22 protein-coding genes, 1 tRNA gene and 2 pseudogenes are annotated in these 25,209 nt (G+C 61.2%); 13 read left to right on the forward strand and 12 right to left on the reverse strand.

Translation table 11 applies throughout. The features are described 5' to 3' along the window. Positions 1–138: 138 nt before the first annotated feature. The 3 genes and pseudogenes from HMPREF3149_RS13605 to HMPREF3149_RS07385 form a co-directional block, all read right to left on the reverse strand. Positions 139–282: a hypothetical protein gene (locus HMPREF3149_RS13605; RefSeq protein WP_168162191.1), complete on the reverse strand. Its 144-nt coding sequence runs from the start codon at positions 280–282 to the stop codon at positions 139–141. A gap of 650 nt (positions 283–932) precedes the next feature. Beyond that, a pseudogene (locus HMPREF3149_RS07380) lies at positions 933–1,525 on the reverse strand (recombinase family protein). 21 nt (positions 1,526–1,546) lie between these two features. Beyond that, positions 1,547–1,813 (reverse strand): hypothetical protein, encoded by a 267-nt coding sequence (locus HMPREF3149_RS07385; RefSeq protein WP_246819966.1) that lies wholly within the window; start codon positions 1,811–1,813, stop codon positions 1,547–1,549. 259 nt (positions 1,814–2,072) lie between these two features. Between HMPREF3149_RS07385 and HMPREF3149_RS07390 the strand changes: the two genes are divergently transcribed. The 3 genes and pseudogenes from HMPREF3149_RS07390 to HMPREF3149_RS13045 form a co-directional block, all read left to right on the forward strand. Continuing rightward, on the forward strand, positions 2,073–2,372 hold the full coding sequence (locus HMPREF3149_RS07390) for a type II toxin-antitoxin system RelE/ParE family toxin (protein ID WP_023025236.1): 300 nt from the start codon (positions 2,073–2,075) through the stop codon (positions 2,370–2,372). A gap of 14 nt (positions 2,373–2,386) precedes the next feature. Next, the gene (locus HMPREF3149_RS07395; RefSeq protein ID WP_070537297.1) at positions 2,387–3,481 is read left to right on the forward strand and encodes a HigA family addiction module antitoxin; all 1,095 of its coding nucleotides are present in this window, start codon (positions 2,387–2,389) and stop codon (positions 3,479–3,481) included. 308 nt (positions 3,482–3,789) lie between these two features. Continuing rightward, positions 3,790–4,029, forward strand: a pseudogene (locus tag HMPREF3149_RS13045) (transposase); the annotation flags it as partial. 112 nt (positions 4,030–4,141) lie between these two features. Here the strand turns inward: HMPREF3149_RS13045 and HMPREF3149_RS07400 are convergent. From HMPREF3149_RS07400 to HMPREF3149_RS13385, 3 genes are read right to left on the reverse strand one after another with little or no spacing between them, the layout of a single operon-like run. Next, a complete protein-coding gene (locus tag HMPREF3149_RS07400) occupies positions 4,142–4,828 on the reverse strand; it encodes a DUF2334 domain-containing protein (RefSeq protein ID WP_070537298.1) in 687 nt (228 codons plus the stop codon). Between the two features lie 60 nt (positions 4,829–4,888). Continuing rightward, entirely contained in the window at positions 4,889–6,997 is a 2,109-nt protein-coding gene (locus HMPREF3149_RS07405) for a S9 family peptidase (protein ID WP_070537299.1), read from the reverse strand. Positions 6,998–7,006: 9 nt separating this feature from the next. Next, positions 7,007–7,864: a phosphoribosylaminoimidazolesuccinocarboxamide synthase gene (locus HMPREF3149_RS13385; RefSeq protein ID WP_042532241.1), complete on the reverse strand. Its 858-nt coding sequence runs from the start codon at positions 7,862–7,864 to the stop codon at positions 7,007–7,009. 64 nt (positions 7,865–7,928) lie between these two features. On the opposite strand from HMPREF3149_RS13385, the gene HMPREF3149_RS07415 reads away from it, so the two are divergent. Further along, entirely contained in the window at positions 7,929–8,744 is an 816-nt protein-coding gene (locus tag HMPREF3149_RS07415; protein ID WP_070537300.1) for a serine/threonine protein kinase, read from the forward strand. Continuing rightward, positions 8,744–10,015, forward strand: a complete 1,272-nt coding sequence (locus HMPREF3149_RS07420; protein WP_070537301.1) for a hypothetical protein — start codon at positions 8,744–8,746, stop codon at positions 10,013–10,015. Before HMPREF3149_RS07415 ends, HMPREF3149_RS07420 begins: the two co-directional genes overlap by 1 nt. Before the next feature lie 91 nt (positions 10,016–10,106). Here the strand turns inward: HMPREF3149_RS07420 and purB are convergent, their stop codons facing one another. Continuing rightward, positions 10,107–11,546: an adenylosuccinate lyase gene (purB, locus tag HMPREF3149_RS07425; RefSeq protein ID WP_070537302.1), complete on the reverse strand. Its 1,440-nt coding sequence runs from the start codon at positions 11,544–11,546 to the stop codon at positions 10,107–10,109. 28 nt (positions 11,547–11,574) lie between these two features. Beyond that, positions 11,575–12,849: a phosphoribosylamine--glycine ligase gene (gene purD, locus HMPREF3149_RS07430; RefSeq protein WP_070537303.1), complete on the reverse strand. Its 1,275-nt coding sequence runs from the start codon at positions 12,847–12,849 to the stop codon at positions 11,575–11,577. Positions 12,850–12,883: 34 nt separating this feature from the next. On the opposite strand from purD, the gene HMPREF3149_RS07435 reads away from it, so the two are divergent. Further along, positions 12,884–13,309 (forward strand): HIT family protein, encoded by a 426-nt coding sequence (locus tag HMPREF3149_RS07435; protein ID WP_042532254.1) that lies wholly within the window; start codon positions 12,884–12,886, stop codon positions 13,307–13,309. A 9-nt stretch (positions 13,310–13,318) separates the two neighbouring features. Here HMPREF3149_RS07435 and HMPREF3149_RS07440 read toward each other — a convergent pair whose 3' ends face one another. Together HMPREF3149_RS07440 and HMPREF3149_RS07445 are read right to left on the reverse strand one after the other, a co-directional pair. Further along, positions 13,319–14,767: a sensor histidine kinase gene (locus tag HMPREF3149_RS07440; protein WP_070537304.1), complete on the reverse strand. Its 1,449-nt coding sequence runs from the start codon at positions 14,765–14,767 to the stop codon at positions 13,319–13,321. Between the two features lie 11 nt (positions 14,768–14,778). Next, complete coding sequence (locus HMPREF3149_RS07445) at positions 14,779–15,483, reverse strand: response regulator transcription factor (protein WP_070537305.1); 705 nt, start codon at positions 15,481–15,483, stop codon at positions 14,779–14,781. A gap of 188 nt (positions 15,484–15,671) precedes the next feature. On the opposite strand from HMPREF3149_RS07445, the gene HMPREF3149_RS07450 reads away from it, so the two are divergent. Continuing rightward, positions 15,672–16,961 (forward strand): MFS transporter, encoded by a 1,290-nt coding sequence (locus tag HMPREF3149_RS07450; protein WP_070537306.1) that lies wholly within the window; start codon positions 15,672–15,674, stop codon positions 16,959–16,961. Positions 16,962–16,996: 35 nt separating this feature from the next. Here the strand turns inward: HMPREF3149_RS07450 and HMPREF3149_RS07455 are convergent, their stop codons facing one another. Beyond that, positions 16,997–18,742, reverse strand: a complete 1,746-nt coding sequence (locus tag HMPREF3149_RS07455; RefSeq protein WP_042532265.1) for a pyruvate dehydrogenase — start codon at positions 18,740–18,742, stop codon at positions 16,997–16,999. Between the two features lie 169 nt (positions 18,743–18,911). Here HMPREF3149_RS07455 and HMPREF3149_RS07460 point away from each other — a divergent pair, with 169 nt between their 5' ends. Both HMPREF3149_RS07460 and HMPREF3149_RS07465 read left to right on the forward strand, forming a co-directional pair. Next, positions 18,912–20,423 carry an MFS transporter gene (locus tag HMPREF3149_RS07460; RefSeq protein ID WP_070537307.1) on the forward strand — a complete coding sequence of 504 codons (1,512 nt, stop codon included), beginning with the start codon at positions 18,912–18,914 and terminating at the stop codon, positions 20,421–20,423. Beyond that, entirely contained in the window at positions 20,407–20,934 is a 528-nt protein-coding gene (locus HMPREF3149_RS07465) for a TetR/AcrR family transcriptional regulator (protein WP_070537308.1), read from the forward strand. The genes HMPREF3149_RS07460 and HMPREF3149_RS07465 overlap by 17 nt, the downstream gene beginning before the upstream one ends. Positions 20,935–20,938: 4 nt before the next feature. Here HMPREF3149_RS07465 and HMPREF3149_RS07470 read toward each other — a convergent pair. Further along, positions 20,939–21,011 (reverse strand) — tRNA-Thr (locus tag HMPREF3149_RS07470). A 187-nt stretch (positions 21,012–21,198) separates the two neighbouring features. Between HMPREF3149_RS07470 and HMPREF3149_RS07475 the strand changes: the two genes are divergently transcribed. Genes HMPREF3149_RS07475 through HMPREF3149_RS07490 form a run of 4 tightly spaced genes read left to right on the forward strand, consistent with a single transcriptional unit; the run spans position 21,199 to position 25,200 of the window. Further along, entirely contained in the window at positions 21,199–22,875 is a 1,677-nt protein-coding gene (locus HMPREF3149_RS07475; RefSeq protein WP_070537309.1) for a threonine/serine exporter ThrE, read from the forward strand. A 50-nt stretch (positions 22,876–22,925) separates the two neighbouring features. After that, on the forward strand, positions 22,926–23,285 hold the full coding sequence (locus tag HMPREF3149_RS07480; RefSeq protein WP_070537310.1) for a hypothetical protein: 360 nt from the start codon (positions 22,926–22,928) through the stop codon (positions 23,283–23,285). 2 nt (positions 23,286–23,287) lie between these two features. Then, positions 23,288–24,700, forward strand: a complete 1,413-nt coding sequence (locus HMPREF3149_RS07485) for an alpha,alpha-trehalose-phosphate synthase (UDP-forming) (protein WP_070537311.1) — start codon at positions 23,288–23,290, stop codon at positions 24,698–24,700. Further along, positions 24,700–25,200 carry a hypothetical protein gene (locus tag HMPREF3149_RS07490; protein ID WP_070537312.1) on the forward strand — a complete coding sequence of 167 codons (501 nt, stop codon included), beginning with the start codon at positions 24,700–24,702 and terminating at the stop codon, positions 25,198–25,200. Before HMPREF3149_RS07485 ends, HMPREF3149_RS07490 begins: the two co-directional genes overlap by 1 nt. Positions 25,201–25,209: the final 9 nt, after the last annotated feature.

A 25,209-nucleotide genomic window follows, 5' to 3' on the forward strand; every position in this document is an offset into this window, starting at 1 on the left:
CACCAAACAATCTGGCTCGTAACTCCCCAACGGCGAAAGCGTCTGGCGATTTCCACAATCATGAGCTACCCACTAAAGTAGACTGGCCGGAGAGGAGCCCTCTCGCTAGTATAATCGGATACATTGCTTTACTGGGCGCTAGTTTCCACAGTAAGACCAAGTGATGGTGCTGATATCCTTGGCACCGCAGTGATTCTGACTGAAGGCGCTCTCCTTCCGTTCCTCACTCTCCATTGCAAGGCCGGTTTCGTCGACCATGGCCCGCAGTGTACCGATGTTCATGTCGCCTACTTTCCTGAGCTAGGTTGTATCGGTCAGACTATTTATGCCAAGACTGCCGGTCAATGAATGCGGATAGAATGAGGATAAGTGTTTACAAAGACTTAACCGGGAATTAATCGTGGGCATTTGTGACTTATTCCGCTTTGTAGGTATGCATCGCAAGAAGTTGCGACTCGACCGCCACTTGACTTCGTCTCGAACGGTTCCCGGACTGCGACGACCGGAGATCACAGACTTGAAAGGGTAACGTGTCCTCCGGTTTTCGTCGTGTGGGGTAGTTGATGGGAGCTGTCTATATCCAATGAGTGTTTACCCATTAGCAGCTGTGCCGGGCTTGAAGGTGCGCGGTGGTCTCCTTGAAGGAGCAGAGGGGGGAGTGCTAAATTCCCATGGTGGCCTAGATTTCGACATTGTATATCCGTTGGGGTGTAAGGGAAGTGCTCCTACTGCTCTCTTCCGTCTGTAGAGGAACTCTGGCAGTTCTTGGATAGCCTATAAATGCGCAGGTGGCTCTACACATCACTGGACATATGCTTTAGCATATGGCGGAACATACGATATAACATATGCCTAAACATGTGTCCCGCCATATGGCAAGACATATGCCAGAACTGATGAGCACGCTGATTTACCCTCACAGCTGGGCCGCTTTAGGCGTTTTTCAACGCCCGATACACCGTAGGACGAGTAACCCCGAATTCCCGCGCCAAGGCTGCTTTCGACTCCCCCGCCAGTGTGCGCCGCTTAATCTCCGCTACCTGCTGCGGACTAAAAGTAGGCTTGCGACCTTTGTTCTTGCCTACCTTTTCGCCAACGCAATCCCCTCCGCCTGGCGCTCCCGGACAATGGCACGCTGAAACTCCGCGAAGCTACCGAGAATGCCTAGCATTAAATCTGCACGCGGATCCGTGGTGTCTTTCGCAAACGCGAGATTCTCATGCAGGAAAGTAACAGTCACACCTTTGCCGGTAAGTTCATCAACAATGCCGCGAAGATCCGTCAGAGATCGGGCGAGGCGGTCAATCGACGACACGACGAGTTCGTCACCGTCGCGCATATAGGCCATGCACTCCCCTAGCCCTGGGCGTGCAGTCTTGGTGCGGCCGGAAATCTTATCTTCAAAGAACCGGACGATCCTGCCGGAAGCATTGAGTAGTTCTTTCTGGCGCTGATTATTCTGCTCCACCGTGGAAACACGGATGTAGCCCACCCGAAACACGGATGTAGCCCACCCGCTGCCCATGCGAACCAGAGTCATTGGCCATTAGTCTTCGCCCCGCAGAGAGCTAAAGGAAACAGTCTCTTGTTCTATGACCGCATCACGATACGACTCAACCACCCGCGCCAAGCCAGACAACTGTGCCCCGTCGAGACCATCAGCGTCAGCAAGCAAGGATTGCACAATCCTACCCAACGCCTGCTGCCCCGACGACAACCCACCATGCAGATCTTTCACTCGCGTCAACGCGGGCACTTCGTCAATATGACTTTCAATATGGAAATCATCCGACGGCAACACCACACTCACCACTTTCTGCAAACATAAGGCCTAGACCCCGCTAGATACGTCTAAAACAATGCTAGTAACGGCCCTATTTTGCAGGAAACATTCTGCCGCACACCGGCGTAACAATAGGGTGTACCCCTCTTTCGCACCTGGTTCCATCTTGCGGAATCGGCACATATAAGATATCGTACTTCACACGAGAGGTGATGAGCCTTAGATAAGTAGAGAGGGAAGGGTCACGTCATTTGGGCGCGGCACTAGTGAACTGGGCGAGGTGGACTTGGTGCGCATCCTCTTCGAGGACGACGAACTTCAACGAGTGGCCGAGGATGCCTCCTACATCCCCAAACGATGGGGTTCGGACATCATCAAGGCATATCGTAAGAAAATCCAGATCCTGAAGGGAGCCGTGGATGAACGCGACCTGCGGGCCATGCGGTCGTTACATCTGGAACAACTGAAAGGCGACCGAGCCGGGACCTCTTCGATCCGCTTGAACAAGCAGTTTCGGCTCATCCTCAAATTCGCAACCAACAGCGACGGCCGCGTGGTCATCGTTATTGAAATGGTGGATTACCACTGAGAGAAGGTGAACTCATGAATGCTCCAATTGCGGCGGAGCTATTCCCGGCCGGGGAGATCCTCGCTGACGAGCTAGACACACGCGGATGGACTCAGGCCGACTTTGCCGAGGTGCTCGGACGTCCGGCACAGTTTGTCTCGGAGATTATTTCCGGAAAAAAGGAGATCACGCGCGAATCCGCAGCGCAGATCGGTGCCGCCCTGGGCACCTCCGCGGAATTCTGGCTTAACCTCCAGGACTCCTACCTGTTATGGAAGCAGTCTCAGGACGACCGGACGCAGAACAACCTCAACGTCGTGAAAATCCGCGCACAGTTACGAGAGCTAGCCCCCGTCTCTCTGCTCGTCAAGCGGGGATACATCACCGCCACCGACGTACAAAGTCAGGCATGCGAGGTGCTGAACTTGTTTGGCAAGAAATCCTTTGAAGATCCCTTGGGGATAAGCTTCGCCGCCCGACGTAGTAACTGCGAGGAAAAGGTCACTGTTCTGCAGGAAGCGTGGGCAGCTTGCGTTAGAGCAACTGCCAGCGTTCTCGAGGCTGCCCCCTACTCCCGAAAGGCACTAGAAGACCTCGCCCGGACACTGTCGAGTAGAGCATGTGACCCGCAGGCTTTTGCTGAGTTCCAGACTCTGTTCGCCGAGGCAGGGGTGAAACTTGTTTATGTGGAGGCTTTTCCGGGAGGAAAACTCGACGGCTGCGCCATGATGGTCGACGGGCACCCCGTAATTGGCATATCGGGACGAGGGAAACGGCTCGATAAGATACTATTTACTATCCTGCATGAGACAGCCCATATATTATTGGGTCACCTTGTCGACAATGGCGAGGTCATCCTCGATGACCTATCAGATGACAGTGCCGATAACGAAGCCCAGGCAGACCAGCTGGCCAGCGAACTCGCGATCTCTAACCCTTTACCGGCGGTTCCTGATCGTGTGCACTCATCCTGGATTAAAGAACAAGCCGACCACCTAGGGGTTCATCCCATTACCCTGATTGGAAGGCTTCAAAAAGAGGGTAACCTGTCGTGGAAAACCACTCTCGTGCGCAACGCTCCCACCGTCATCGCTCAGCTTGAAAGGTGGAAATCACCCCTCCCAGCCTGACTGAGATTGGTCGCTTCGTTCAACATCAGCAAGGCGTTTGCCTATCGGACACTGAAGGTAACGGAAGCGATGTACTTATTACGGAAAGGACACGGCTTGCTGCCGGCTCCGATGTCCAAGAATTTCTTCGCTACATTTTGAAAAAGTCGCGCACGAGCCTGCAGGACAATCACACTCACTGGGCGGACACACTCAGAGTCAATGCAACGGATCGCTGAAAGGATCAGCCCAAACCGTTCAGCGAGCTCTCGCTTAATCTCGGGGGAGGGGTTAGCATCGATGACTTCCTTCAGCGCTTTGAGGTGTAGTCTAACAATCCGACAAAACGACTGAATCGGGAAATCCGGCGGCGCACCGACGTTGTAGGAATCTCCCTTAACCGCAGTTCTGTAATCCGCCTGATCGATTCTGTGCTAGCTGAACAGCAGAATGATTGGATCCAGCAAAAGCGCTACATGTCGCTGGCAAGCTTGGAACAAACCCGAAACCTCATAGCCGCCAACACCTTCAATGCTAGTAGCACGAAGACCGCCGAAGAAGCAGTCTAATGAACTGACACCAACCTCGAGTCGGACCCCAACACCGCCCCGGACACTATCCTCGATTTAGAAAGAACAAACACACCACTTCCACAGGCCTAACCCTCTGACAACGCACAAACTATTCGGCGTGCGTAAAGACGGAATAATCAGCAGGACGGGCGCCTGCGGCAGCTGCGCGCTCGGCGGCCTTGAGGAAATCAGAGACGACATTGCGGTCATCAAGGTTGCGCCCCGAAATGGACAGGCGCACGGTATTGCCACGCTCGGCGGAGCGTTCCGCGGCGCGGATGATGTTGCGGCGCCACCACTTCGCCGAACCAAAACCCTCACCAAAGGACAGGTTGCGGGCTTGGTGGAGCTCGCCGGAACGCAAGTCGTGGATACCTCGGGTGGAGGCAGCGAAGTCGAAATTGAACTCGGGAAGGACAGTGAGCGTACCTTCCGACATGCGCCAGCGCGGCGGCGCAAAAATAGTGGGCTCGAAGCCGATCTTTGCCATTTGACGCGTCGCCCCCTTCAGGCGCAAGCGCGCCTCGTGCGCATCAAGGTTGGCAAACTCCGCACGGCGGCCCTGAACCGCCTGGTCAAAGCCATTGAGAATGAGCACTCGGCCCGACTCAGCTTCCTCGCGCAGCCATGCCCGCGTGGAGGCGTCTTTAGCCAGGTGCCAGTTGCCGTCAATATGCGGAGCAACCAGGAGGGACACCGGGATGTCCGCCTTGTCAAACGAGGCAAGCAGGCCGGAGGCCTGGCTTCGGGTGTCGTCAAAAATACTGGAAATCGAAACCAGAAGGTGGCCATGCATAAGGAAAATTATCGCACAGCCACCGCCCCGGCGCGCGCCGAGTGGGGCTGTGTTATTCAGTTAGGCCTCAGCACCCGTGGCTTGGTTGATCAGCCACGCATACTCGAACGCGCTCTGCTTCCACTTGGCATAGCGGCCCGATACACCGCCATGGCCGGCGGCCATTTCCGTTTTGAGGAGGATCTCGCCGCCGGTGGCAACCTCGCGCAGTTTGGCCACCCACTTCGCCGGTTCCACGTAGAGCACGCGGGTGTCATTAAGCGAGGTCAGCGCCAGGATATTGGGATAATCTTGCGCCGAAATGTTCTCATACGGCGAGTACGAGGCCATGTAGTCGTAGACCTCTGGGTCATGGAATGGGTCTCCCCATTCCTCCCACTCCACCACCGTCAGCGGCAACTCCGGCATGAGGATCGAGGTCAGTGGGTCGACGAAGGGAACGTTGGCCTGAATGGCCTTAAACCTGTCCGGTGCCATGTTGGCCACCGCGCCCATGAGCAGGCCACCGGCGGAGCCGCCTTCAGCCACCAAGGTTTCCGGCGTGGTCACACGGCGCGCGATGAGGTCATCGGCCACTGCGATGAAGTCAGTAAACGTGTTCTTCTTGGCCAGCATCTTGCCGTCGTCGTACCAGGTGCGGCCCATCTCGCCGCCACCGCGCACGTGCGCCATGGCGAAAATCATGCCGCGGTCCATGAGTGAGAGACGGAAGACCGAAAAATACGGGTCCATGTTCGACTCATAGGAACCGTAGCCGTAGAGCAGCGTCGGATTAGGCTGCGTGCGGTCGAGGTCCGCGCGGTGCACAATGGACACCGGCACCTTCGTCCCGTCAGGCGCTTCAGACCAGATGCGGTAGGCCACATACTCGTCTTTGTCGTAGCCACCCGGGACTTCCTGTTCCTTGAGCAGCGTGTACTCACCAGTAGCCACGCGGTAATCAAAGAGCTGGGCTGGCTGGATGAAGGAGGTGTAGCTCACGCGCAGCACCGGCGCATCCCACTCGGGGTTGCCGGCCACGCCGACGGTGTAGAGCTCCTCGTTAAAGTGAAGCTCGTCGAAGGGCGCCCACCCCTCGCGCACATCCATCACCGCCGCACGGCCGATGCCGCCGCGGCGGTAGCCCACGACAATCTGATCGCAGTAGCAATCCACGCCCTCAATGCGCACGGTGTCATCATGCGGCATGAGGACGGCGAGTTCGCGCAAAGACGGCAGCTTCTCAGAAGCCGGGCAGTATCCGAGCTCAAAGTTAGGCCCAGTGACGTTGTGCGTGACAACCCAGTAGTCGGTGCCCTCTACAACCGCATGGTCGACGTCATAGTCCACTCCGGTCTCGCGCTCCCACAGGCGGCGGAACTCGCCCTCCGGGGAGGATTGATCGAGCACCCACGTCTCGCTCGTAATCTTCGAGCTCGACACGATCATGATGTACTTCTCGCTGCGAGTCGTCCCCACACCGATGCCGAAGCGCGAATCCTCCTCGCGCATGACCACAACGTCCTCCGACTGCGGGGTTCCAACGCGGTGGCGCCACACGGTGTCCGGGCGCCAGGCGTCATCGACGGTGGTGTAGAAGATGTATTCCTCACCTACCCACGTCGCACCGTAGAAGATGCCTTCCAGGCGGTCCTCCAGCAACTCCCCTGTACGCAGGTCTTTGATAAACAGCTCAAAGCGCTCATCACCGGCCACGTCCACGGAATAGGCCAGCAAGTCCCCGGAATCGCTCACCGTGGAGGCACCTAGGGCGAAGAAATCGTGGCCTTCGGCGAGAGAGTTGACGTCGAGAAGCACCTGCTCCCCGTCTGGTGCACCTTCCTCTGGGATGGTGGGCGGGGTCCACGGATCGGAGCCCTCCGACACCGGGATGCGGCAGCTGTAGCCGTACTCCTGCCCCTCCTCGGTGCGGCCGTAGTACCAGTACTGTCCACGGCGCTGGGGCACGGACATGTCCGTCTGCTTGATGCGGGACTTGACCTCGGTGAAGATATTCTCCGTCAGTGTGTCCAGATGCGCGGTGCGCTCGGCGGTATACGCGTTCTCCGCCTCGAGGTACGCACGGGTCTCCGGTGCGTCCTTTTCGCGTAGCCACTCATAGTCATCGACGAAGCTACGTCCGTGAAATTCTCGGGTTACCGGGTGTTTGGCGGCAATCGGTGCGCTCATGCAGTCTCCTTACAAGGTCGTTCCGGACAGGCGTTCAAAGGCCTCGACGTAGCGCGCGCGGGTGGCGTTGACAACGTCCTCCGGCAGGCGCGGCGGCGTGGACTCCTTGTCCCAGCCAGAATTGCTCAGCCAGTTGCGCACGTACTGCTTGTCAAAGGAAGGCTGAACCTTGCCTTCCTCGTACGTATCGGCCGGCCAGTAGCGCGAGGAGTCGGGGGTGAGGACTTCATCGGCAAGGATGAGGGTGCCGTGCTTATCGACGCCAAACTCGAACTTCGTATCCGCCAAAATAATTCCCTTCGCCTCCGCCAATGCCGCGGCCTCGGAGTAAATGCGCAGGGTAGCCTCGCGCAGCTCCTCGGCGCGCTCGCGGCCCAGCTTGTCCACGACGACGTCGAAGGAGACGTTTTCATCGTGGTCGCCCTGCTCCGCCTTGGTGGCCGGGGTGAAAATGGGGTCGGGCAGGCGGGAAGCCTCCGTCAGGCCTTCTGGAAGGTCGACGCCACACACGCTGCCGGATTCCTGGTATTCCTTCAGGCCGGAACCGGTGAGGTAACCGCGAGCGACGCATTCAAACGGCAGCATGTCCAGCTTCTGTACGACCATGGCGCGGCCGAGGACTTCCTCAGGGATCCGCTCGTCATCGAGCGGACCGGCGAGGTGGTTAGGGAAGTCGATCGCATCGAAGAAAAACTTCGACGTCGCCGTGAGCACGCGGCCCTTATCGGGGATGGCGGGCTCGAGCGCATAGTCAAAAGCGGAAATGCGATCGGAGACCACCATGAGCAGGGTGTTGTCGTCGATGTCGTAAATATCGCGTACCTTGCCGGAAGCGATGTGGGTGTAGGAAGAAAGTTCTGGACGCATGACATCCATCCTAGCCCCGTCTACACTGCTTCAAGATACGTCCCTATCCCGAGGAGCCTTAGCCATGCGTACTCGTCTGACCTCCCTTGTTACCTCCGTTGCCGTCGTGGGCGGCGCCCTGTCTGTGCCCGCTGCGCACGCAGCCGACGTCTCCGTGCGCGAGTCCGCCCACGGCCAGTGGCTGTGCTCGGTGTCAGCCTCGGCCTCTGACCGTGAGCTGGCGCGCGACGTTCGCGCCGGCTACATCGCCACCATCCGTGCGACCTCCGAGCAAATTCAAGCACAGTTTCCGAAGCTGGACTTCTCGGCGTACACCTCGCGCGATGTGAGCAAGGCTCCAGGCTATGCCTCGACGGTGGCGGCGCTGGGCAAGGCCGGCTACACCGGCGCGGACATGCTCATCATTTTGGTTGGCGCGTCGGCCCCAGAGGCGCTCGTGGCGGACGAGTCGGTGCTGCTGCCTGACGACGCCGAGTATTCCATCAATGCGGCTTCCGCCCGCGCGGAGAAGGGCCCGGCACCGCTCCTGTCGACGGGTAGCGATTTCAGCCCCACCCTCCGCGCCGCTTTGGCAGAGAACCAGGCACAGGAAAAAGAAGCGGTCGATGCCTTCAACGCTGCCCAGGCGCAGGCCTTTGCCGAGTGTGTTTCTGAGCTGCGCAGCCACGGTGCGGAAGAAGGCATCCAGGAGGTGCCCGAGCTGACCATTCCGGGTCAGACCACACAGGAGAAGAGCTCGTCTACGGGCGCCGCCGTCATCGGCGTCATGGTGGCGCTCACCGCGATAGTGCTTGGCGGCTACCTCGCCTCCAATGGCAAGTCCATTGGCAGCTTCGGCGGCTTCGAGCTGCCGGTTCTGCGCGTTCCGGGGCTCGGCTAATGGCTGAGAATCTAGTCCCAGATGACGAGCTCGCCGTCATCGTGGGTGAGGAAGGCGCCTTAGTCCTCGGCCCCGAGTCCGCGCTCGAGCGCCTTTCCGCCGGTGCCGATGCCGATTCCTCTCCCATCACGCCGGAGCTGCTGCACCGCGCGAGCCAAGCTCTCTCGGGAATTGAGCGCTACCAGAAGGAATCAGGGCGCTGGCTCAAACTGGATGCGGACTCCGCTAACTACCTCAAGCGCATGGGTATTAAACCGGGCGATGTCCGCACTGGCGTCATCCGTGCGACAGACGTGCCGCGCGGCGCTGCACCGCACACGGGCGGCGGCGTGCTCAAGCACCTGACCTTCGACAAAGCTGGGCTACTCACGCCAGCAGCGCCCATGGTGATGGCGTCGATGGTGCAGCAGGCGGCCGTCGAAAAGCAGATGGCGCAGATGCAGGATTACCTGGAGCGCATCGACTCCAAAATCGACTCGGTTCTGCGCTTCCAGCAGGATTCCTTGGCGGGCGATATTGACGGCGTTGCGGAGACGCTCGCGGAGGCCGCCCTCATTCTGGACGGCACCACTTCGGTGACCGATACGCAGTGGGCCACCGTGCAACACGTCAGCGCTGACTTGGCGAAACTGCAAGGCCAGGTGTTGCGCCACCTCACTGCGGTGGCGGAACGCATGGCGCAGTCGAAGACCTCACCCAGCAAGGTGCGCGAGACTTTCCAGGAGACCAACGACGACGCGCGTTTCTGGCTCTACGAGCTCGCCCGCACCGTGCAGCTGCAGAACCAGATGTACGTGCTCCAGCTCAACCGCGTCACCGCCGTGGAGGGAGAAGCCGCTACCGATTACGTCGCCGCAGTTGCCCGCGCGCGGGACAAGCGCGCAACACGGCTTCTGGAGACCCTGTCCGCGATCGCCCAGACAGCTCATGAGCTGGGTAGCTTCTCGACGTTCCGCAAAGCCGTTGACTGGAACTCTCCTCGCGCCGTCGACGAGGTCAACCGCTTCTTTGGCCAGCTGCGTGAATTCTCCGAGGCAGCCAACCTCACGGTGGACGGAACCGAGGACCTGGAGGCCGTCCGCCACCTCGACGCCGCCCGCGAGCTCACGGCCGCTGGCACGAACATTGCTCACGAAGCCGTCGACGCGACACAGCACCTCGCCACCGAAGCAGGCGACACCGTGGCTCACCGAACACGCCAGGCTTGGGGTGCAACCCGCGACGCACTCACAAGGGCCGCCCGCGATGCTGAGGTACGTTTTCGTAAATAGAGCCTCAAAAACTCACGTTTGAGAAGGCTTGTCTGCGAAAACGTACCGCGCCGGGTCGCCCCTGCACAGGGGATACCCCTGGCGGCGTGGGTTAGAGGATGTCGCCCGGAGTGTAAGCAGCGGCGTGCGGGTGCTGCTCCGCAAGCGCCTTGATACGGCCGAGGATCTGGCTCACCTGCGACTCAGCGGCGCCAATGAAGGCATGCTTATCGGAGAGGGCGGCGGCAAGCGCGTCGGCATCGAGCGGCAGGCGCTCATCCGCAGCGAGTCGCTCCACCAGGTCCTGTTCCCCGCCGTTCTCGCGCATGTTGAGCGCTACAGCCACGGCGTTTTCCTTGATGACCTCGTGCGCAGTCTCGCGGCCCACGCCCGCGCGCACCGCCGCCATGAGGATACGGGTGGTAGCCAGGAACGGCAGGTAGCGCTCCAGCTCGCGGTCAATCATGGCGGGGAAGGCGCCGAACTCGGCCAGAACCGTGAGGAAGGTTTCAAACATGCCGTCGAGGGCGAAGAAGGCATCCGGAAGCGCGACGCGGCGCACCACTGAGCAGAACACGTCGCCCTCGTTCCACTGCTGGCCGGACAGGTCCGCCACCATAGTGAGGTAGCCGCGCAGGATGACCTGGAAGCCGCCGACGCGCTCGCAGGAACGAGCGTTCATCTTGTGCGGCATGGCAGAGGAGCCAACCTGGCCCTCCTTGAAGCCCTCCGTTACCGTCTCGTTGCCAGCCATGAGGCGAATCGTCGTGGCCAGGGAGGACGGGGCCGCGCCGAGCTCCACGAGGGCGGAGACGGCATCGAAATCGAGGGAACGCGGGTAAACCTGGCCCACCGAATTGAACACGCGGGAGAATCCCAGGTGGTCCGCAATGCGCGTCTCCAAGGCGGCAAGCTTGTCCTCTGATCCACCCATAAGGTCGAGCATGTCCTGTGAGGTGCCCATCGGGCCCTTGATGCCACGCAGCGGGTAACGGCCCAGAAGAGACTCAACGCGCTCGATGCCCAGCAGCATCTCATCCGCGGCGGAGGCAAAACGCTTGCCCAGCGTCGTGGCCTGCGCCGCCACATTGTGTGAGCGGCCAGCCATAACCAGAGTCTGGTACTGCGCAGCGCGCTCACCGATGCGGGAGACCACCGCGATGGCCTTGTCACGAACTAGCTCTAGGGAGCGCAGGATCTGCAGCTGCTCCACGTTCTCTGTCAAGTCGCGAGAGGTCATGCCCTTGTGGATGTGTTCAAAGCCGGCCAGGGCGTTGAACTCCTCGATGCGGGCCTTGACGTCATGGCGCGTGATGCGCTCGCGCTCCGCAATGGAGGCGAGGTCGACGTTGTCCACCTGCGCCTCGTAGGCGGCGATGGCCTCAGCGGGGATGTCGACGCCGAGGTCTTTTTGCGCGCTCATCACCGCGATCCACAGCTGGCGCTCCAGGATGATTTTGTGCTCTGGAGACCAGATTTCAGCCATCTCGGGGGAGGCGTATCGAGCGGACAGGACGTTGGAAATGTTCTTCTTTTCAGCCACGTCGCTCATTATTCCACGCCGCCCCACCCCTGGGGTATTAGATGCTGATTTCTCCAGCGGCCGCACGGGCACCGATGTCGGTACGGAAGAAGCTGCCCTCCAGCTCGATACCGTCGAGGACGGCGTAGGCAGCAGCTCGGGCCTCCTGGAGGGTGGCGCCCTGGCCAAGGACGTTGAGGACACGGCCACCGTTGGAAACCACGCCGCTGTCCGACGTCGCGGTGCCCGCATGCAGGATCTTCGTGGGGTCCTCGAGGTCGGGGGAGCTAATAACATCACCCTTGCGTGGCGAGGCCGGGTAACCTTCGGCCGCCAACACGACGGTGACGGCGTAGCCCTCCTTCCACTCCAGCGGCGCGAGTTCTGCCAGGTGACCGGTGGCGGTGGCGTTGAGGACCTCTCCGAGCGGGGAGGTCAGCAAGGACAAAACCGCCTGGGTTTCCGGGTCACCGAAGCGGCAGTTAAACTCCACCACGGCTGGCCCCTCCGCACCCCACGCCAGGCCGGCGTAGAGCAGGCCGGTGTAAGGCGTGCCACGGTGGACAAGTTCGCGGGCTACCGGGACGCACACCTCATCAACGATGCGCTGGACACCGTCTTCCGGCAGCCACGGCAGTGGGGTGTACGCACCCATGCCGCCGGTGTTGGGGCCCTCATCGTTGTCGTAGGCGCGTTTGTGGTCCTGGGCCGGCAGTAGCGGCACGACGGTCTCACCGTCGACGAGACAGAACAAGGAAACCTCGGGACCATCGAGGAAGGACTCCAGCAGCACCGGGTTGCCTGCGGCGTGGACGGCGTCGACGTGGGCACGGGCGTCCTCGCGGGACTCAGTCACCACAACGCCCTTGCCGCCGGCGAGGCCATCATCCTTGACTACGAAATGCGGACCGAAACGGTCGAGGGCCGCCTCAATGTCGGCGTCAGGGGTGCCGGGCGCGAGCCGCTCCGCGCGGGCGGTGCGCACGCCTGCAGCAGCCATGACGTCCTTGGCGAAGGCCTTGGAGCCCTCGATCTGAGCCGCGCTTGCCGACGGCCCGAAAACCGCCACGCCCTTTTCCCGCAAGGCATCCGCCACGCCAGCGACCAGCGGGACCTCAGGGCCGATGACGACGAGGTCGGCGGCGATATCGAGCGCGAGCTCCACCATGCGCGCAGGGTCAGCCACCTGGGAGTACTCCGGGTGCACCGTGGCCTGCTGCGCGTGGGCCGGGGAGCCCGGCGCGATGTGCAGATCGGTCACAGAAGGATCAGCCTTGAGGCCGGTGAGCAGGGCGTGTTCGCGGCCGCCCGAGCCGATTACGAGTATGCGCATGCCGTCTATCTTAACTGCCGGTAGCCTAGGAGCCATGTCTTCTGTATTTACTAAGATCATCAACGGCGAGCTGCCCGCTCGCTTTGTGTATCGCGACGAGAAGTGCGTCGCATTCTTGTCCATCGAGCCGCTGCGCTACGGCCACACCCTCGTGGTGCCGGTCGAGGAAGTGGATAAGTGGACCGATCTGGATCCTGAGACCTGGGCACACCTCAACGCCATCGCCCTAGAGATCGGCGGTGCCATCAACACCGCCTTCGATACCCCGCGCACTGGCTACATCATTGCCGGCTTCGATGTGCCGCATACCCACATCCATCTCTTCCCCGCCGAGAAGATGGAGGACTACGACTTCGCCAAGGCCTTCGACGCTGACGCCACCGACCCCGCCGCCATGGATGAAGCCGCCGCGCGCATCCGCCAGCACCTCGGCACCGATGAGGAGGGCAAGCGTAACTAACGCGCCGCGTTAGGCAGCGTCTGCCGCCTTGGGCAGGCGCACGGTAAAAACGGAGCCGCGGCCCAGCTCGGATTCCACGGAGATCGAGCCGCCGTGCTGCTCCACGAGCGACTTCACGATGGCCAAGCCAAGGCCCGAACCACCCGTGTCGCGGGTGCGTGAGGAATCCGCCCGGTAGAAGCGCTCAAAAATATGGGAGGCATCGTCGGGGGAGATGCCTTTGCCGTCATCGGAGACGTCGATAAGCACGTGCTCCTCATCATCCCGAAGCGTGAGGGTAACGACGGCATCCTCGCCACCATGGCGAATGCCATTGGACACCAGGTTGAGCAAAACCTGGTGGAGGCGGTCCGCGTCACCATCGACCATGGGGATACTCGTGGCCTCGTTGTTGACGTTAATGGTTCGGCCAGCAAAGGCCGCGCGCGCCGACGACCCCACAGACAGCACGAGCTCCAGCATGTCCACCTGACGCATATCCAGGCGCGAGCCCTCCGCACGCGTCAGGGACAAGAGGTCCTCCACGAGGAGGGACATGCGCTTGGACTCGGCATCAATCTTGCCGAAGACGAACTCCGCATCCTTCGTCGCGCCCGAACGATACAACTCCGTATAGCCGCGCAGGCTGGTGAGCGGGGTGCGCAGCTCGTGGGAGGCATCGCCGACGAATCGGCGCATCTGCTGCTCCTTCTCCTGCGCGTGGACGACGGACTTCTGTAGTCGACCCAGCATGACGTTCAGTGCCGCGGCGAGCTGCCCCACCTCAGTGTGCAGCGGCCATTCCGGAACGCGCTTGTCTAAGTTACCTGCCGCGATCTGCGATGCCGTCTTCTCCACCACCCGCAGGGGCCGCAGGGCTCGGTGGATAAACCACATGCCGACGATGGCGATGATGAGCATGACCACGGCGGCAATGATGATCTGAACGATTGCCAAGCCCTTAAGGATGGAATTCTCCGTGGTCATGTCCTTGGCCACGACCACCACGGACCCATCCGGGTTCAGCGCGGCCACCGCCCGCCATTCGGTATCGCCCTTCGTTGAGGGCACCGTCATGGGCTCGCCACCGACATACACACCTCGCGCATCCGGAATCGCAGCGGTTGGGCCCGTAGAGACCACGGATCCGTTGGGATAATAGGCCATAGCCACGTAATCCGTCGGTGGGCGGCGGCTGCGGTCCTGGGTGTAGAAGGTTTCGTCAAGGTTGCTGGCCCAGGAATGGAGGGCGTCATTGAGCTCAGTGTCCACGCGGGTGTAGAGAACGTTGCGCATAATCGATGACACCGCCAACGAGGACATCGCTAGGCCAATGCCCGACACCAGCACCATCAGCACGAGCAACCACGTGCGCAGCGGCAGGGCCTTGGGGCGCTGAATGCGGCGACGTTGAGATTTCTCGCGCACGAGAGTGACCCCGGAGTCCGGGGCCTGAATGTTCGCGGTGGGGTCGCTCATACTCCTGCAGCCTACGAGCGCGGCATACGGAGGACATAACCCACGCCGCGCACCGTGTGAATCAGCGGGGTATCGCCGGTGTCAATCTTGCGGCGCAGGTAAGAAATGTAGGACTCCACCACGTTGCCGTCGCCGCCAAAGTCGTAGTGCCACACATTGTCCAGAATCTTGGACTTGGACAGCACAACCTCACGGTTCTGCATGAGGTAGCGCAGAAGGTTGAACTCCGTGGGCGACAGTTCAACGATCTCGCCGCCTTTGGTGACCTCGTGGGTGTCATCATTGAGGGTGAGGTCAGCGTAGGTCATGGTGGCGCCGCCATCGTGGTCTTCCGTGGCGCTGCCGCGACGCAGAATGACGCGCAGGCGGGTAATGACCTCCTCCAGGCTGAAAGGCTTAGTAACGTAATCATCAGCGCCGATAGTAAGACCGTGGATGCGCTGATCCACGGAATCCTTAGCGGTCAGGTACAGCACGGGTCCGTCGAGGCCCTCACCGCGCAGCTTGCCCAGCAGCTCGAAGCCGTCCATGCCCGGCATCATGACGTCCATGATGTAGGCATCCGGGTTGATGTCGCGCGCGATGCGCAAAGCCTCATTGCCGGAGTTGGCGCTATACACATCAAACCCCTGGAACTTCAGGGAGACGGTGAGTAGCTCAACAATATTCGGCTCGTCATCGACGACGAGCACCTTGATGTCCTTGGAATCATCCATAGTCCCGCTTGAATCCTTTCTCTGCTGCAACTCCCAGCGCCACGACGAACGCCCAGGGCGCAGCCTCTGGTCAGGTATCTCATTCAGAGTGAGAAGTATTGCATTACGCCTTCCCAGAGTACTGAGCAAAATCTGTACGTGTGCTGTGAACCAGAAATCGGGGGCGGCGTTGCCTACGATAAAGAGCTATGACGCACGCTTCCCAACGCACCGATCGCCTCACCGTCGCCTCGTGGGCCCTGTGGGACTGGGGGTCTGCCGCCTTCAATGCGGTGCTGGTGACGTTCATTTTCTCGGTCTATCTCACCGATTCAGTGGGCCAACAGATTGATTCGCGGTTTAGCCCGGCGCAGTGGCTGTCCTGGTCCATGGCGGTGGCGGGCCTCGTCATCTTCGCGGTCACCCCAATCATGGGCCAGCGTTCGGATCGCTTAGGCACACGGCGCCGGGCGCTGGGTTTCTGGTCACTTCTGACCTTCGTCACCATGGCTGGGCTGTTCTTCATTCGCAACGACGCACCCGAGTATTTCTGGCTCGGCCTGCTGGGCTTGGCGGTGGGCAGCGTGACCATCCAGTTTGCGGAGGTTAATTACTTTGCGCAGCTCAACCAGGTGGCCACGGAGGACAAGGTGGGTCGTGTGTCCGGTTTGGGCTGGTCCGCGGGCTATTTCGGCGGAATCGTCCTGCTGCTTGTGTGCTATTTCGGCTTCGTCGCTGGGGAGGGTGGTGCGCTGGGCCTGAGCACCGAAGGTGGCTGGAACATTCGGCTGGTAGCGCTGCTGGCGGCGTTCTGGTTCGGTCTCAGCGCGATTCCGGTGCTGCTGCGCGTTCCAGAAATTGCTCCCTCCGGCGACACCACGGGTGGTATCGCACAGTCCTATCGCGAGCTGTGGCGCACCCTGCGCACACTCTGGAAGGAGGACCGCAACGCCTTCGCGTTCCTGTTCGCCTCCGCCATTTTCCGCGATGGACTGTCAGCAGTGTTCAGCTTCGGCGCGGTGCTGGGAGTGTCGGTGTATGGGCTCTCACCAGGTGATGTCCTGATATTCGGTGTTGCCGCCAATGTTGCGGCCGCGCTCGGTGCGGTGGCCGGCGGGCTTATTGATGACCACGTGGGCCCCAAAGCCATCATCGTCGCCTGCCTGGTGACACTCACTGCGATGGCCGGGATCATGTTCTTTGCCGAGGGCGCCACGGCTTTCTGGATCTGTGGACTCATCCTCTGCCTGTGTGTTGGCCCAGCGCAGGCCTCAGCACGAGGCTTCCTGGCTCGAGTGGCCCCACCGGGCCGCGAGGGCGAGATGTTTGGGCTGTATGCCACGACTGGACGGGCGGTCTCGTGGCTAACGCCCTTCCTCTTCGGCGTGTTTGTCTCCCTCTTGGGACAAGGCGACCGCGGCGGCGTGCTCGCGATCGGCCTCGTCCTCTTCGTGGGAGCCCTTGTCCTCATCCCAGTCAAAGACCCCGCCAAGGCGTGATGCCTCAAGGCGGGGTCTGGCTGTGAACCGTGGGCTTAGAAGTCCTGCGGGCGCGGGATGTTGCGCAAGTTGGACTTCGCCATGGTGAGCATCTGGCCCACGCCACCGTCGAAGACAGTGCGGGTGGCGGCCTTGGAGAAGCCAAGGAGCTGCTCGAAGGTGAGTGTGGGCGGCAGGGAGAGGGCGTTGGGGTCAGTAACGACATCGATAAGCGCAGGCCCATCGTAGGCCAGCGCCTTCTTGATCTCCTTCGGCGCGTTCTTCGGATCCTCGATGCGGAAGTGCTTGATGCCAGCGGCCTCTGCAATCTTGGCGAAGTTGACATGTTCGTGGTCGGTCTCATGTTCTGGCAAACCCTGCACCAGCATCTCCAGCTTCACCATGCCGAGGGAAGAATTGTTGAAGACCACCGTCTTCACCGGCAGGTTGTGCAACTTCACGGTGAGCAACTCACCCATGAGCATGGACAGGCCACCATCACCAGAGAAGGTAATGACCTGACGGCCCGGGTTCGCAGCCTGAGCGCCAATGGCCATCGGCAGGGCGTTGGCCATGGTGCCGTGGCGGAAGGAACCAATCTGCTCGCGCTTGCCATTCGCGGTGATGTAGCGCGCGCCCCACACGTTGCACATGCCGGTATCGACGGTGAAGATGGCGTCCTCGTCGGCTTCCTTGTCAATGAGATCCGCGATGTACTCCGGGTGAATCGGCGTGTGCTTCTCGACGCCCGACGTGTAGGCCTCGACGACATGCTCGAGCTTGTCGTAGTGCTTCTTCAGCATCTTATCGAGGAAAGAGCGATCCTTCTTCTCATCCACGTGCGGCAGGATGTTCTCGATGGTGGCAGCAACGTCACCGGTCACCGGGTACTTGATGCGGGTGCGGCGACCGATGTGAGTGCCGTCGATATCGACCTGCGCCACGTTGGCATCCGGCAGGAAGTCGTTGTACGGGAAGTCGGTGCCCAGCAGGATGAGCAGGTCTGCTTCGTGGGTTGCCTCGTGGGCAGCACCGTAGCCGAGCAGGCCGGACATGCCAACGTCAAAGGGGTTGTCGTACTGGATGTACATCTTGCCGCCGAGGGCGTGGCCAATCGGGGCCTTAATCTTCTCCGCAAGGGCCAAGACCTGCTCGCGGGCGTTCTTCACACCGGCACCGACAAAGAGTGCGACGGTTTTAGCCTCATTAATCGCCTGGGTCAGCGCGGCTGCCTCAGCCGGGTCCGGGAAAACAATCGGGCGGCCAGCAGAGATAGCCGAAGAGGTAAAGGTGTCATCCTCAGCCTCCTGCATGGAGACATCGCCTGGGATAACGAGGACGGAGACACCGTTGCCCGCCATGGTGTTCTGGATAGCGTGGTGCAGAACGACGCCGCCCTGATCAGCCGAGTTCACCATCTCGCAGTAGCTGGAGCACTCCTGGAAGATGGACTCCGGGTGGGTCTCCTGGAAGAACTTCGAACCAATTTGGCGCGACGGGATGTGGCTAGCAATGGCGAGGACCTTGGCGCCGTTACGGTGGGCGTCATACAGCCCCTGAATAAGGTGCGTATTACCCGGGCCACAAGAAGCAGCGCAGACAGCGAGCTTGCCGGTGGTGAGGGAATCAGCCTCTGCGGCGAAGGCAGCGGTTTCCTCGTTGCGGACGTGGACCCACTCGATAGAGGAGCGGCGTACCGCATCCACGATGGGGTTCAGGGAGTCACCCACCAGGCCATAAATGCGCTCGACGCCTTGCGCCTCCAGCATCTCAACAAGTTGTGTGGCATACGTGCGTGCCATGTTGTCTTCCTCTCTAACTTTGTTGTGAACAGACCCCAGTTTTGCTCCAACCGGAGTGGTTTCGCCACCTTAAACCTCAATTCTCACGTAACGGTCGTTTTGTGACCCCAACAACAACTCGCCCTGCAGGGATTGAAACTATAACGACCGTTCGCTATAGTTTCGCAGCATGACAGACGCCCAAACGACAGACCTCACTGACGCCACTGACGCCCTCCGTTCCTCAGCACCGCGCCGATGGACGTTCTTTGGTGTCGTCTCCCTCGGACTGCTCATGATCGGGCTGGACAACTCCATCCTGTACACCGCCCTGCCGGCGCTTTCCGAGCAGCTCCACGCCACCTCGCTGCAACAGCTGTGGATCATCAACGCCTACGCGCTCATGCTGGCCGGCCTGCTCCTCGGCACCGGCACGTTGGGCGATAAAATCGGCCATCGCCGCATGTTCGTCATAGGCCTGTGGATTTTCGGCATCGCCTCGCTGACCGCTGCGTTTGCCCCCGGCGCGTGGGAGCTCGTCGCCGCCCGCGCCTTCCTGGGACTCGGCGCCTCCATCATGATGCCCGCCACCCTCGCGCTCATTCGCCTGACCTTTGAAGACGAAATTGAACGCAACACCGCAATCGGCATCTGGGGCTCCATCGCCGTCGTCGGCGCGGCGGCCGGTCCCACGGTGGGCGGCTTTCTCCTCGAACACTTCTGGTGGGGCTCAGTCTTCTTGGTCAACGTCCCCATCGTGATCATCGCGCTTGTGCTCACGGTATTTCTTGCCCCTCCCAACGTGGCGAACCCGGCAAAGCAGTGGGATTTCCTTTCCTCGCTCTACGCGCTGGTTACCCTGGCCTCACTCGTACTCGTCATCAAATCTGTAGCCAGTTCCCACCTCAACGCCACGCTGATCGGCGGCGCGCTGGCCGCCTGCCTCAGTGGCGCCATCCTGTTTACCCGCCGCCAAAACAAGCTCGAGGAACCGCTCCTTACCTTCGATATCTTCCGCTCCCCCATCTTCACCGGCGGCGTTGTGGCGGCAGCGGGCGCAATGTTTGGCATGTCGGGGTTGGAGATGACCACGACCCAGAAGCTGCAGCTCGTGGATCAGTATTCGCCCCTGCATGCGGGTCTGATTATCTCCATCATCGCGCTGGCCGCGCTGCCCATGTCCGCGCTGGGTGGGGCGAACCTGCACCGCTGGGGCTTCTTGCCGATTATCAGCGGCGGTTTCCTCTTCATGGCCGCCGGCATTGCCTGCGTGGTGTGGGGCGGCCACCGCGACGTGTTCGCCGCCTATCTGGCGGGGCTCCTCCTCACTGGCGTGGGCGCGGGCCTCGTCATGTCGGTTTCCTCCACTGCCATCATCGGCTCGGCCCCAGTCTCGCGCTCCGGCATGGCCGCAGGTGTGGAAGAGGTCTCCTATGAGTTTGGCACGTTGCTGTCCATTGCCGTGACGGGTTCGGTCCTGCCGCTGCTGTTCACCAGCAGCCTCCCGGACGAGGCGCAGGACCTCGGCGTCGAGGCACTGCGGGTCCCTGAGCTTGGCACCGCACCCGCTGCCGCCTACACCGACGCCTATCTCACTACCGCTGCCGGACTCGCCGTGGTCATGCTCCTCTTTGCCGCAGTAACTGGCTGGTGCTTCCGCCATAATCCGACGTCTGGAGGTGCTGATGCCACGCGTGAGTAAAAAGGTAGAGGCGCTGGAGATGGCGCTCCTCATCATCGAGAGGGACGGCGTCCACGCGCTCACCTACGACTCCCTGGCCACCGCCACTGGGATGAGTAAGTCCGGGCTCATCTACCACTTCCCCACTCGCCACCAGTTGCTCATTGACTGCCACACGCTCTGTGCCGAGCGGTGGGAGGAAGAACTCGTGCACCTTTCCGGTGGAAAAACCGCGGACGAGTTGACTGAGCGTCAGCGCTACCGCGCAGCGATTGAGTCAATGGGCAAAAACGATCCGCTCATCGAGCTGCTCATGTCCATCCACTCGCAGTCGCATCCAGACTTTCAGGAGGTATGGAGGGCCGTCGACAAGCGCTGGCTACCTGACCCCGCCACGGAGGACGAATCCGTCGTGCTCGCATCGGTGATTGGCAGCGGGTTGTGGGTGCATGACCACCTCACCGAGCGCCCCCTGCCACCACGTCGGCGCCGCGCGCTTATCGACGTCGCCCTGGCCCACCTCGCCGAGTAATTTGAGCTGGAGACGAGACTTGAACTCGCAACCTACGCATTACAAGTGCGTTGCGCTACCAATTGCGCCACTCCAGCACCGCGGATAATCCGCTAGGGAGGAATCGTACCTGAGTCCACCCCAAAGACGGAAAGTCAGGTCCATGCGCTGCACAAAAGCGTGCGCCGCGCCACACTAAAAGCACTGGCAGGTGCATAAATCGGCGGCAGTTACTAAAGTGCTGACTTACCGAATCCAGAAGTGTTGTTGAGGTCTATCTTTTCCGTGTCTGTTCTTTCTTCGCTCCGCCAGCGCTTGCGCTATGGCTCGGCGCATATCGCCACCATCGACACCGCCAAAGCCGCCCCACCACCCTCCCCGCTCGCCCCGGTCGATCTCACCGACCCGGCACAGGTCACGGGCGTCATGGAGATTGCCGCGCGCGTTGGCGGGATCCTCATCGCGGCCGGCACGGCGAACACCGATGCCCAGGCGCAGATTCACCTCGTGGCCTCCTCGTATGGCCTGCACTACTGCCACGTGTCGATTTTGATGAACACCATTACGATTCACACCGCAATCGGCACCGGCCCGAACCGCCGTAACCTACACGTCTTCCGCGTCGCCCCCGGTATCGCAGTGGACTTCACTAAGTTGTCGGCCGTGGACCGCCTCATCCGCTCGATCCACTCAGGCGCAACCCCGCCCGCTATGGCGGAAAAAGTTCTCGATGACATTGAGGCGATGAAGAATCCTTACTCCACGGCGACCATCGTCAGCGCGTGGGGTGCCATGGGCGCCTTCATCGCGGTGATGCTCGGCGGCGACCTCCTCGTCGGCGTGGTCACGTTCCTCATCTCGGCGCTGATTATGGGCACAAACATGTTTCTGGCCCAGTACCGCCTGCCGCCCTTTTACCAGAACCTCGTGGGCGGTCTCATGGCCGTTATTCCGGCTGCCATCTTGTACAACGTGTTCGCGCGGTTTGGCATCCAAATGTTGCCATCCCAAATCATCGGTTCCGGCATCATCATCCTCGTCGCGGGATTGACGCTCGTGCAGTGCCTGGTGGACGGCATCACGCGCGCGCCTGTGACTTCTTCCGCGAAGTTCTTTGAGGCTCTCATGTCCACCGGCGCCATCATTGCCGGCGTGGGCCTAGGCATCCAGATAGCCGGGTGGCTGGGCTTCAGCCTCCCGCCACTGGCCACACTGGCACCACCGGTGTACCACCAGATTCCGCTGCTCGTGGTGTGCGGTGGCATCGGCTCAGCGGGCTTTGCACTGGCGCTGGGCGCCTCGCGGTCAGAGGTCGCCATCTCAGGGCTAACGGCTGCCGCCGGTATGGTCTTCTACTACTCCGTCGTCGTGCCCTTTGGTGCAGGCACGGTGGTGGCTTCGGGAATTTCGGCAGTAGCCGTGGGCCTGGCCGGTGGTTTGCTCTCCCGCCGCTACATGATGCCGCCGCTCATCACCATGATTGTGGGCTACACCCCCATGCTGCCGGGCCTGACCTTGTATCGCGGCATGTACGCCATGCTCAACGAACAGATCATCACCGGACTAACCAACCTGGCTAATGCCCTGGCCATCTCCGGTGCGCTGGCAGCCGGCGTGGTCTTTGGTGAGCGCGTGGCGCGCCGCCTGCGCCGCCCAAAGTACTTCCGCCCCTACACCGCCTTCAAACGCCTGGGTACCTTCTCCTTCTCCCGCGCCACCCGCCTGGCGCACCGTGCCCGCATCCCCCGTGTGCCGATGTCGCCCTTTGCCCCGCGCCACAACCTGCCGGCACCGCCGCCGCAGTACGGGCCCAAGCCGCCGACGCCTGCCCAACAGGCCCGCTTCCAGCAGGGCGACGCGGTCACGGACAAGTGGCCGGTCACCACTCAATTCCCTGCGCAGCGCCCCACCTACACGGTGCCGGGCAAGGATGCCCCGACCACCCCTTCAGAAGAGCAATAGCGTAGAATAGCCCGTCTGAAAGCTTTCACACTTCATCCCAGGAGGACTCCGTGCCACCCAAGGTCACAGATACTCAGCCTGCCGCTGACCAGACTCATGCCGTCGAGGAAGAGACCGCCCGCGCCGCGCGCCGCGTAGTTGCTACCTACGCCGAGGATTTCCTGGACGGCGTGACGCTCATGTCGATGTTGGGCGTCGAGCCCGAAGGCCTGGTTCACCGCAAGGTTCTGGCCGAGCAGGAAGATGCCGCGCCAAAGAAGTCGACCAAGAAGTCCTCCAAGAAGGCAACGAAGAAGGCTTCAAAGAAGTCGACCAAGAAATCCACTAAGAAGACAACGAAGAAGGCCTCCAAGAAGTCGACCAAGAAATCGACGAAGAAGTCAACGAAAAAGGCAACGAAGAAGGCCTAAACATGCCTGGGCGCACCAATAGCTTCGTCGTTGTGGCCAACCGTCTGCCGGTTGATCTGGAGACGAACCCGGATGGCAGCCGCACGTGGAAGGCCTCGCCCGGCGGCCTTGTCACTGCGCTCTCCCCGGTTCTGGAGGAACACCAGGGCTGCTGGGTGGGCTGGCCCGGCGTGGCTAACGAAGCCCCGGAGCCCTTCACCACCGACAACGGCGTCTTGCTCCACCCCGTGCGCCTCACCCAAGATGATTACGAGGCCTTCTACGAGGGCTTTTCCAATGCCACCTTGTGGCCGCTCTACCACGACCTCATCGTCACCCCAGTGTATAACCGCGACTGGTGGGATGCGTACCGCGAGGTCAACCTGCGCTTCGCCAACGAGGTCGCCGCCGTAGCAGCAGAGAATGCCACGGTGTGGGTCCAGGACTACCAGCTCCAGCTCGTTCCCGGCATCCTGCGCCAGCTGCGCCCGGACCTCACCATCGGCTTCTTTCTGCACATTCCCTTTCCCTCCCCGGATCTTTTCCGCCAGTTGCCGTGGCGTGAGGAGTTGGTGCGCGGGCTTCTCGACGCCAACCTGATCGGCTTCCACCTTGAATCCACTGCCCGCAACTTCCTCGAGCTCGCTCGCGCCCAGTGCCTGAGCGTCGAGGGCGCGGTCAGCACCCGCAAGGTCACCGCCCGCATTACGACGAGCAACGGACATTCGGTAGGCGTCGGCGCCTTCCCCATTTCCATCGCGGCGGAGGATGACGAGGGGGATGACGAGGACAGCGCGAAGCTCCGCGCCGAATTGGGCGACCCCAAACGCATCATTTTGGGTGTAGACCGCCTGGATTATACGAAGGGCATCCTGCAGCGCCTCACCGCGTTTGAGGAGCTGCTGGAGACCGGCGCGCTGGATCCGGCGGAGGTAACGCTGGTGCAACTGGCAACACCGTCGCGCGAGCGCATCGATCATTACCGCGCCACGCGGTCCAAGGTGGAAGAGGCCGTGGGCCGCATCAATGGGCGCTTCAGCCAGCTGGGCCAGCCGGTTGTCCACTACCAGCACCGCTCGGTGCCGAAGGACGTACTGCGCCGCTACTACCGTCTGGCGGATGTCATGCTGGTGACGCCGTTTAAGGACGGCATGAATCTCGTGGCCAAGGAGTATGTGGCCAGTCATGGCGACGGCTCGGGCGCGCTGGTGCTGTCCGAGTTTGCTGGTGCTGCGGCGGAGCTGACGCAGGCCAACCTGTGTAATCCTTTCGATATCGAGTCTATTAAGCGCGCTCTGCTCTCCGCGGTCAAGGCTCTCGATGAGTCCCCAGAGCTCATGCGTGAACACATGCAGGCGATGCACCGCCAGGTGCAGGAACATGACATCACGGTGTGGTCAGAGTCCTTCCTCGGCGCGCTGGAGGAGGAGGCGTAATGCGCAAGTTGGCAGTAATGGCAGCGGTGCTGTGCCTAGCCACGCTCCCCGGGTGCTCCTCCGATGACGCTCCCGCCCCACGGGGTGACGACCTCATCGTGGGCAAGCAGTGGCAAGTCACCAACCTGTACACAACGCCGGAGGCACGCTCGGCAATTGCGCCGGACACAGCACAGGTACCGCACATGAGCTTTGGCGAGCACACGGTGGTGGGCTCGACGGGCTGTGTGCCGTTTACCGCTGAGGTGTCCTTCACCGAGGGTGAGAAGGATTCCACGATTTGGGATGCCGACGGCATGCTCGTGGAGAAGGTCGACTATGAGTCGGTAGCCGCGGGTGAGGAGTGCACGGGCTCAGCACAGTGGGCGGACAAACTGCTGCGCAGCCTCATCGCGCAAGGCCATGAGTTTGATTTCAAGCTCAACCAGAACAATCAACTCGTGCTGACGTTGCGCACAGACAAGGTGGATTCACCCATCATCCGCATGGCCTCGCTGTAGCACTAGGGT

The organism is Corynebacterium sp. HMSC05E07 (genome assembly GCF_001807225.1).
In the GTDB taxonomy this organism is placed as follows: domain Bacteria; phylum Actinomycetota; class Actinomycetes; order Mycobacteriales; family Mycobacteriaceae; genus Corynebacterium; species Corynebacterium singulare.

What these genes read in the sequence shown, in the direction of transcription:
- HMPREF3149_RS13605 (WP_168162191.1), bottom strand. Translation starts at nt 282, where the DNA reads ATGAACATCGGTACACTGCGGGCCATGGTCGACGAAACCGGCCTTGCA.
- HMPREF3149_RS07395 (WP_070537297.1), top strand. Translation starts at nt 2,387, where the DNA reads ATGAATGCTCCAATTGCGGCGGAGCTATTCCCGGCCGGGGAGATCCTC.
- HMPREF3149_RS07400 (WP_070537298.1), bottom strand. Translation starts at nt 4,828, where the DNA reads ATGCATGGCCACCTTCTGGTTTCGATTTCCAGTATTTTTGACGACACC.
- HMPREF3149_RS07405 (WP_070537299.1), bottom strand. Translation starts at nt 6,997, where the DNA reads ATGAGCGCACCGATTGCCGCCAAACACCCGGTAACCCGAGAATTTCAC.
- HMPREF3149_RS13385 (WP_042532241.1), bottom strand. Translation starts at nt 7,864, where the DNA reads ATGCGTCCAGAACTTTCTTCCTACACCCACATCGCTTCCGGCAAGGTA.
- HMPREF3149_RS07415 (WP_070537300.1), top strand. Translation starts at nt 7,929, where the DNA reads ATGCGTACTCGTCTGACCTCCCTTGTTACCTCCGTTGCCGTCGTGGGC.
- HMPREF3149_RS07420 (WP_070537301.1), top strand. Translation starts at nt 8,744, where the DNA reads ATGGCTGAGAATCTAGTCCCAGATGACGAGCTCGCCGTCATCGTGGGT.
- purB (WP_070537302.1), bottom strand. Translation starts at nt 11,546, where the DNA reads ATGAGCGACGTGGCTGAAAAGAAGAACATTTCCAACGTCCTGTCCGCT.
- purD (WP_070537303.1), bottom strand. Translation starts at nt 12,849, where the DNA reads ATGCGCATACTCGTAATCGGCTCGGGCGGCCGCGAACACGCCCTGCTC.
- HMPREF3149_RS07435 (WP_042532254.1), top strand. Translation starts at nt 12,884, where the DNA reads ATGTCTTCTGTATTTACTAAGATCATCAACGGCGAGCTGCCCGCTCGC.
- HMPREF3149_RS07440 (WP_070537304.1), bottom strand. Translation starts at nt 14,767, where the DNA reads ATGAGCGACCCCACCGCGAACATTCAGGCCCCGGACTCCGGGGTCACT.
- HMPREF3149_RS07445 (WP_070537305.1), bottom strand. Translation starts at nt 15,483, where the DNA reads ATGGATGATTCCAAGGACATCAAGGTGCTCGTCGTCGATGACGAGCCG.
- HMPREF3149_RS07450 (WP_070537306.1), top strand. Translation starts at nt 15,672, where the DNA reads ATGACGCACGCTTCCCAACGCACCGATCGCCTCACCGTCGCCTCGTGG.
- HMPREF3149_RS07455 (WP_042532265.1), bottom strand. Translation starts at nt 18,742, where the DNA reads ATGGCACGCACGTATGCCACACAACTTGTTGAGATGCTGGAGGCGCAA.
- HMPREF3149_RS07460 (WP_070537307.1), top strand. Translation starts at nt 18,912, where the DNA reads ATGACAGACGCCCAAACGACAGACCTCACTGACGCCACTGACGCCCTC.
- HMPREF3149_RS07465 (WP_070537308.1), top strand. Translation starts at nt 20,407, where the DNA reads ATGCCACGCGTGAGTAAAAAGGTAGAGGCGCTGGAGATGGCGCTCCTC.
- HMPREF3149_RS07485 (WP_070537311.1), top strand. Translation starts at nt 23,288, where the DNA reads ATGCCTGGGCGCACCAATAGCTTCGTCGTTGTGGCCAACCGTCTGCCG.
- HMPREF3149_RS07490 (WP_070537312.1), top strand. Translation starts at nt 24,700, where the DNA reads ATGCGCAAGTTGGCAGTAATGGCAGCGGTGCTGTGCCTAGCCACGCTC.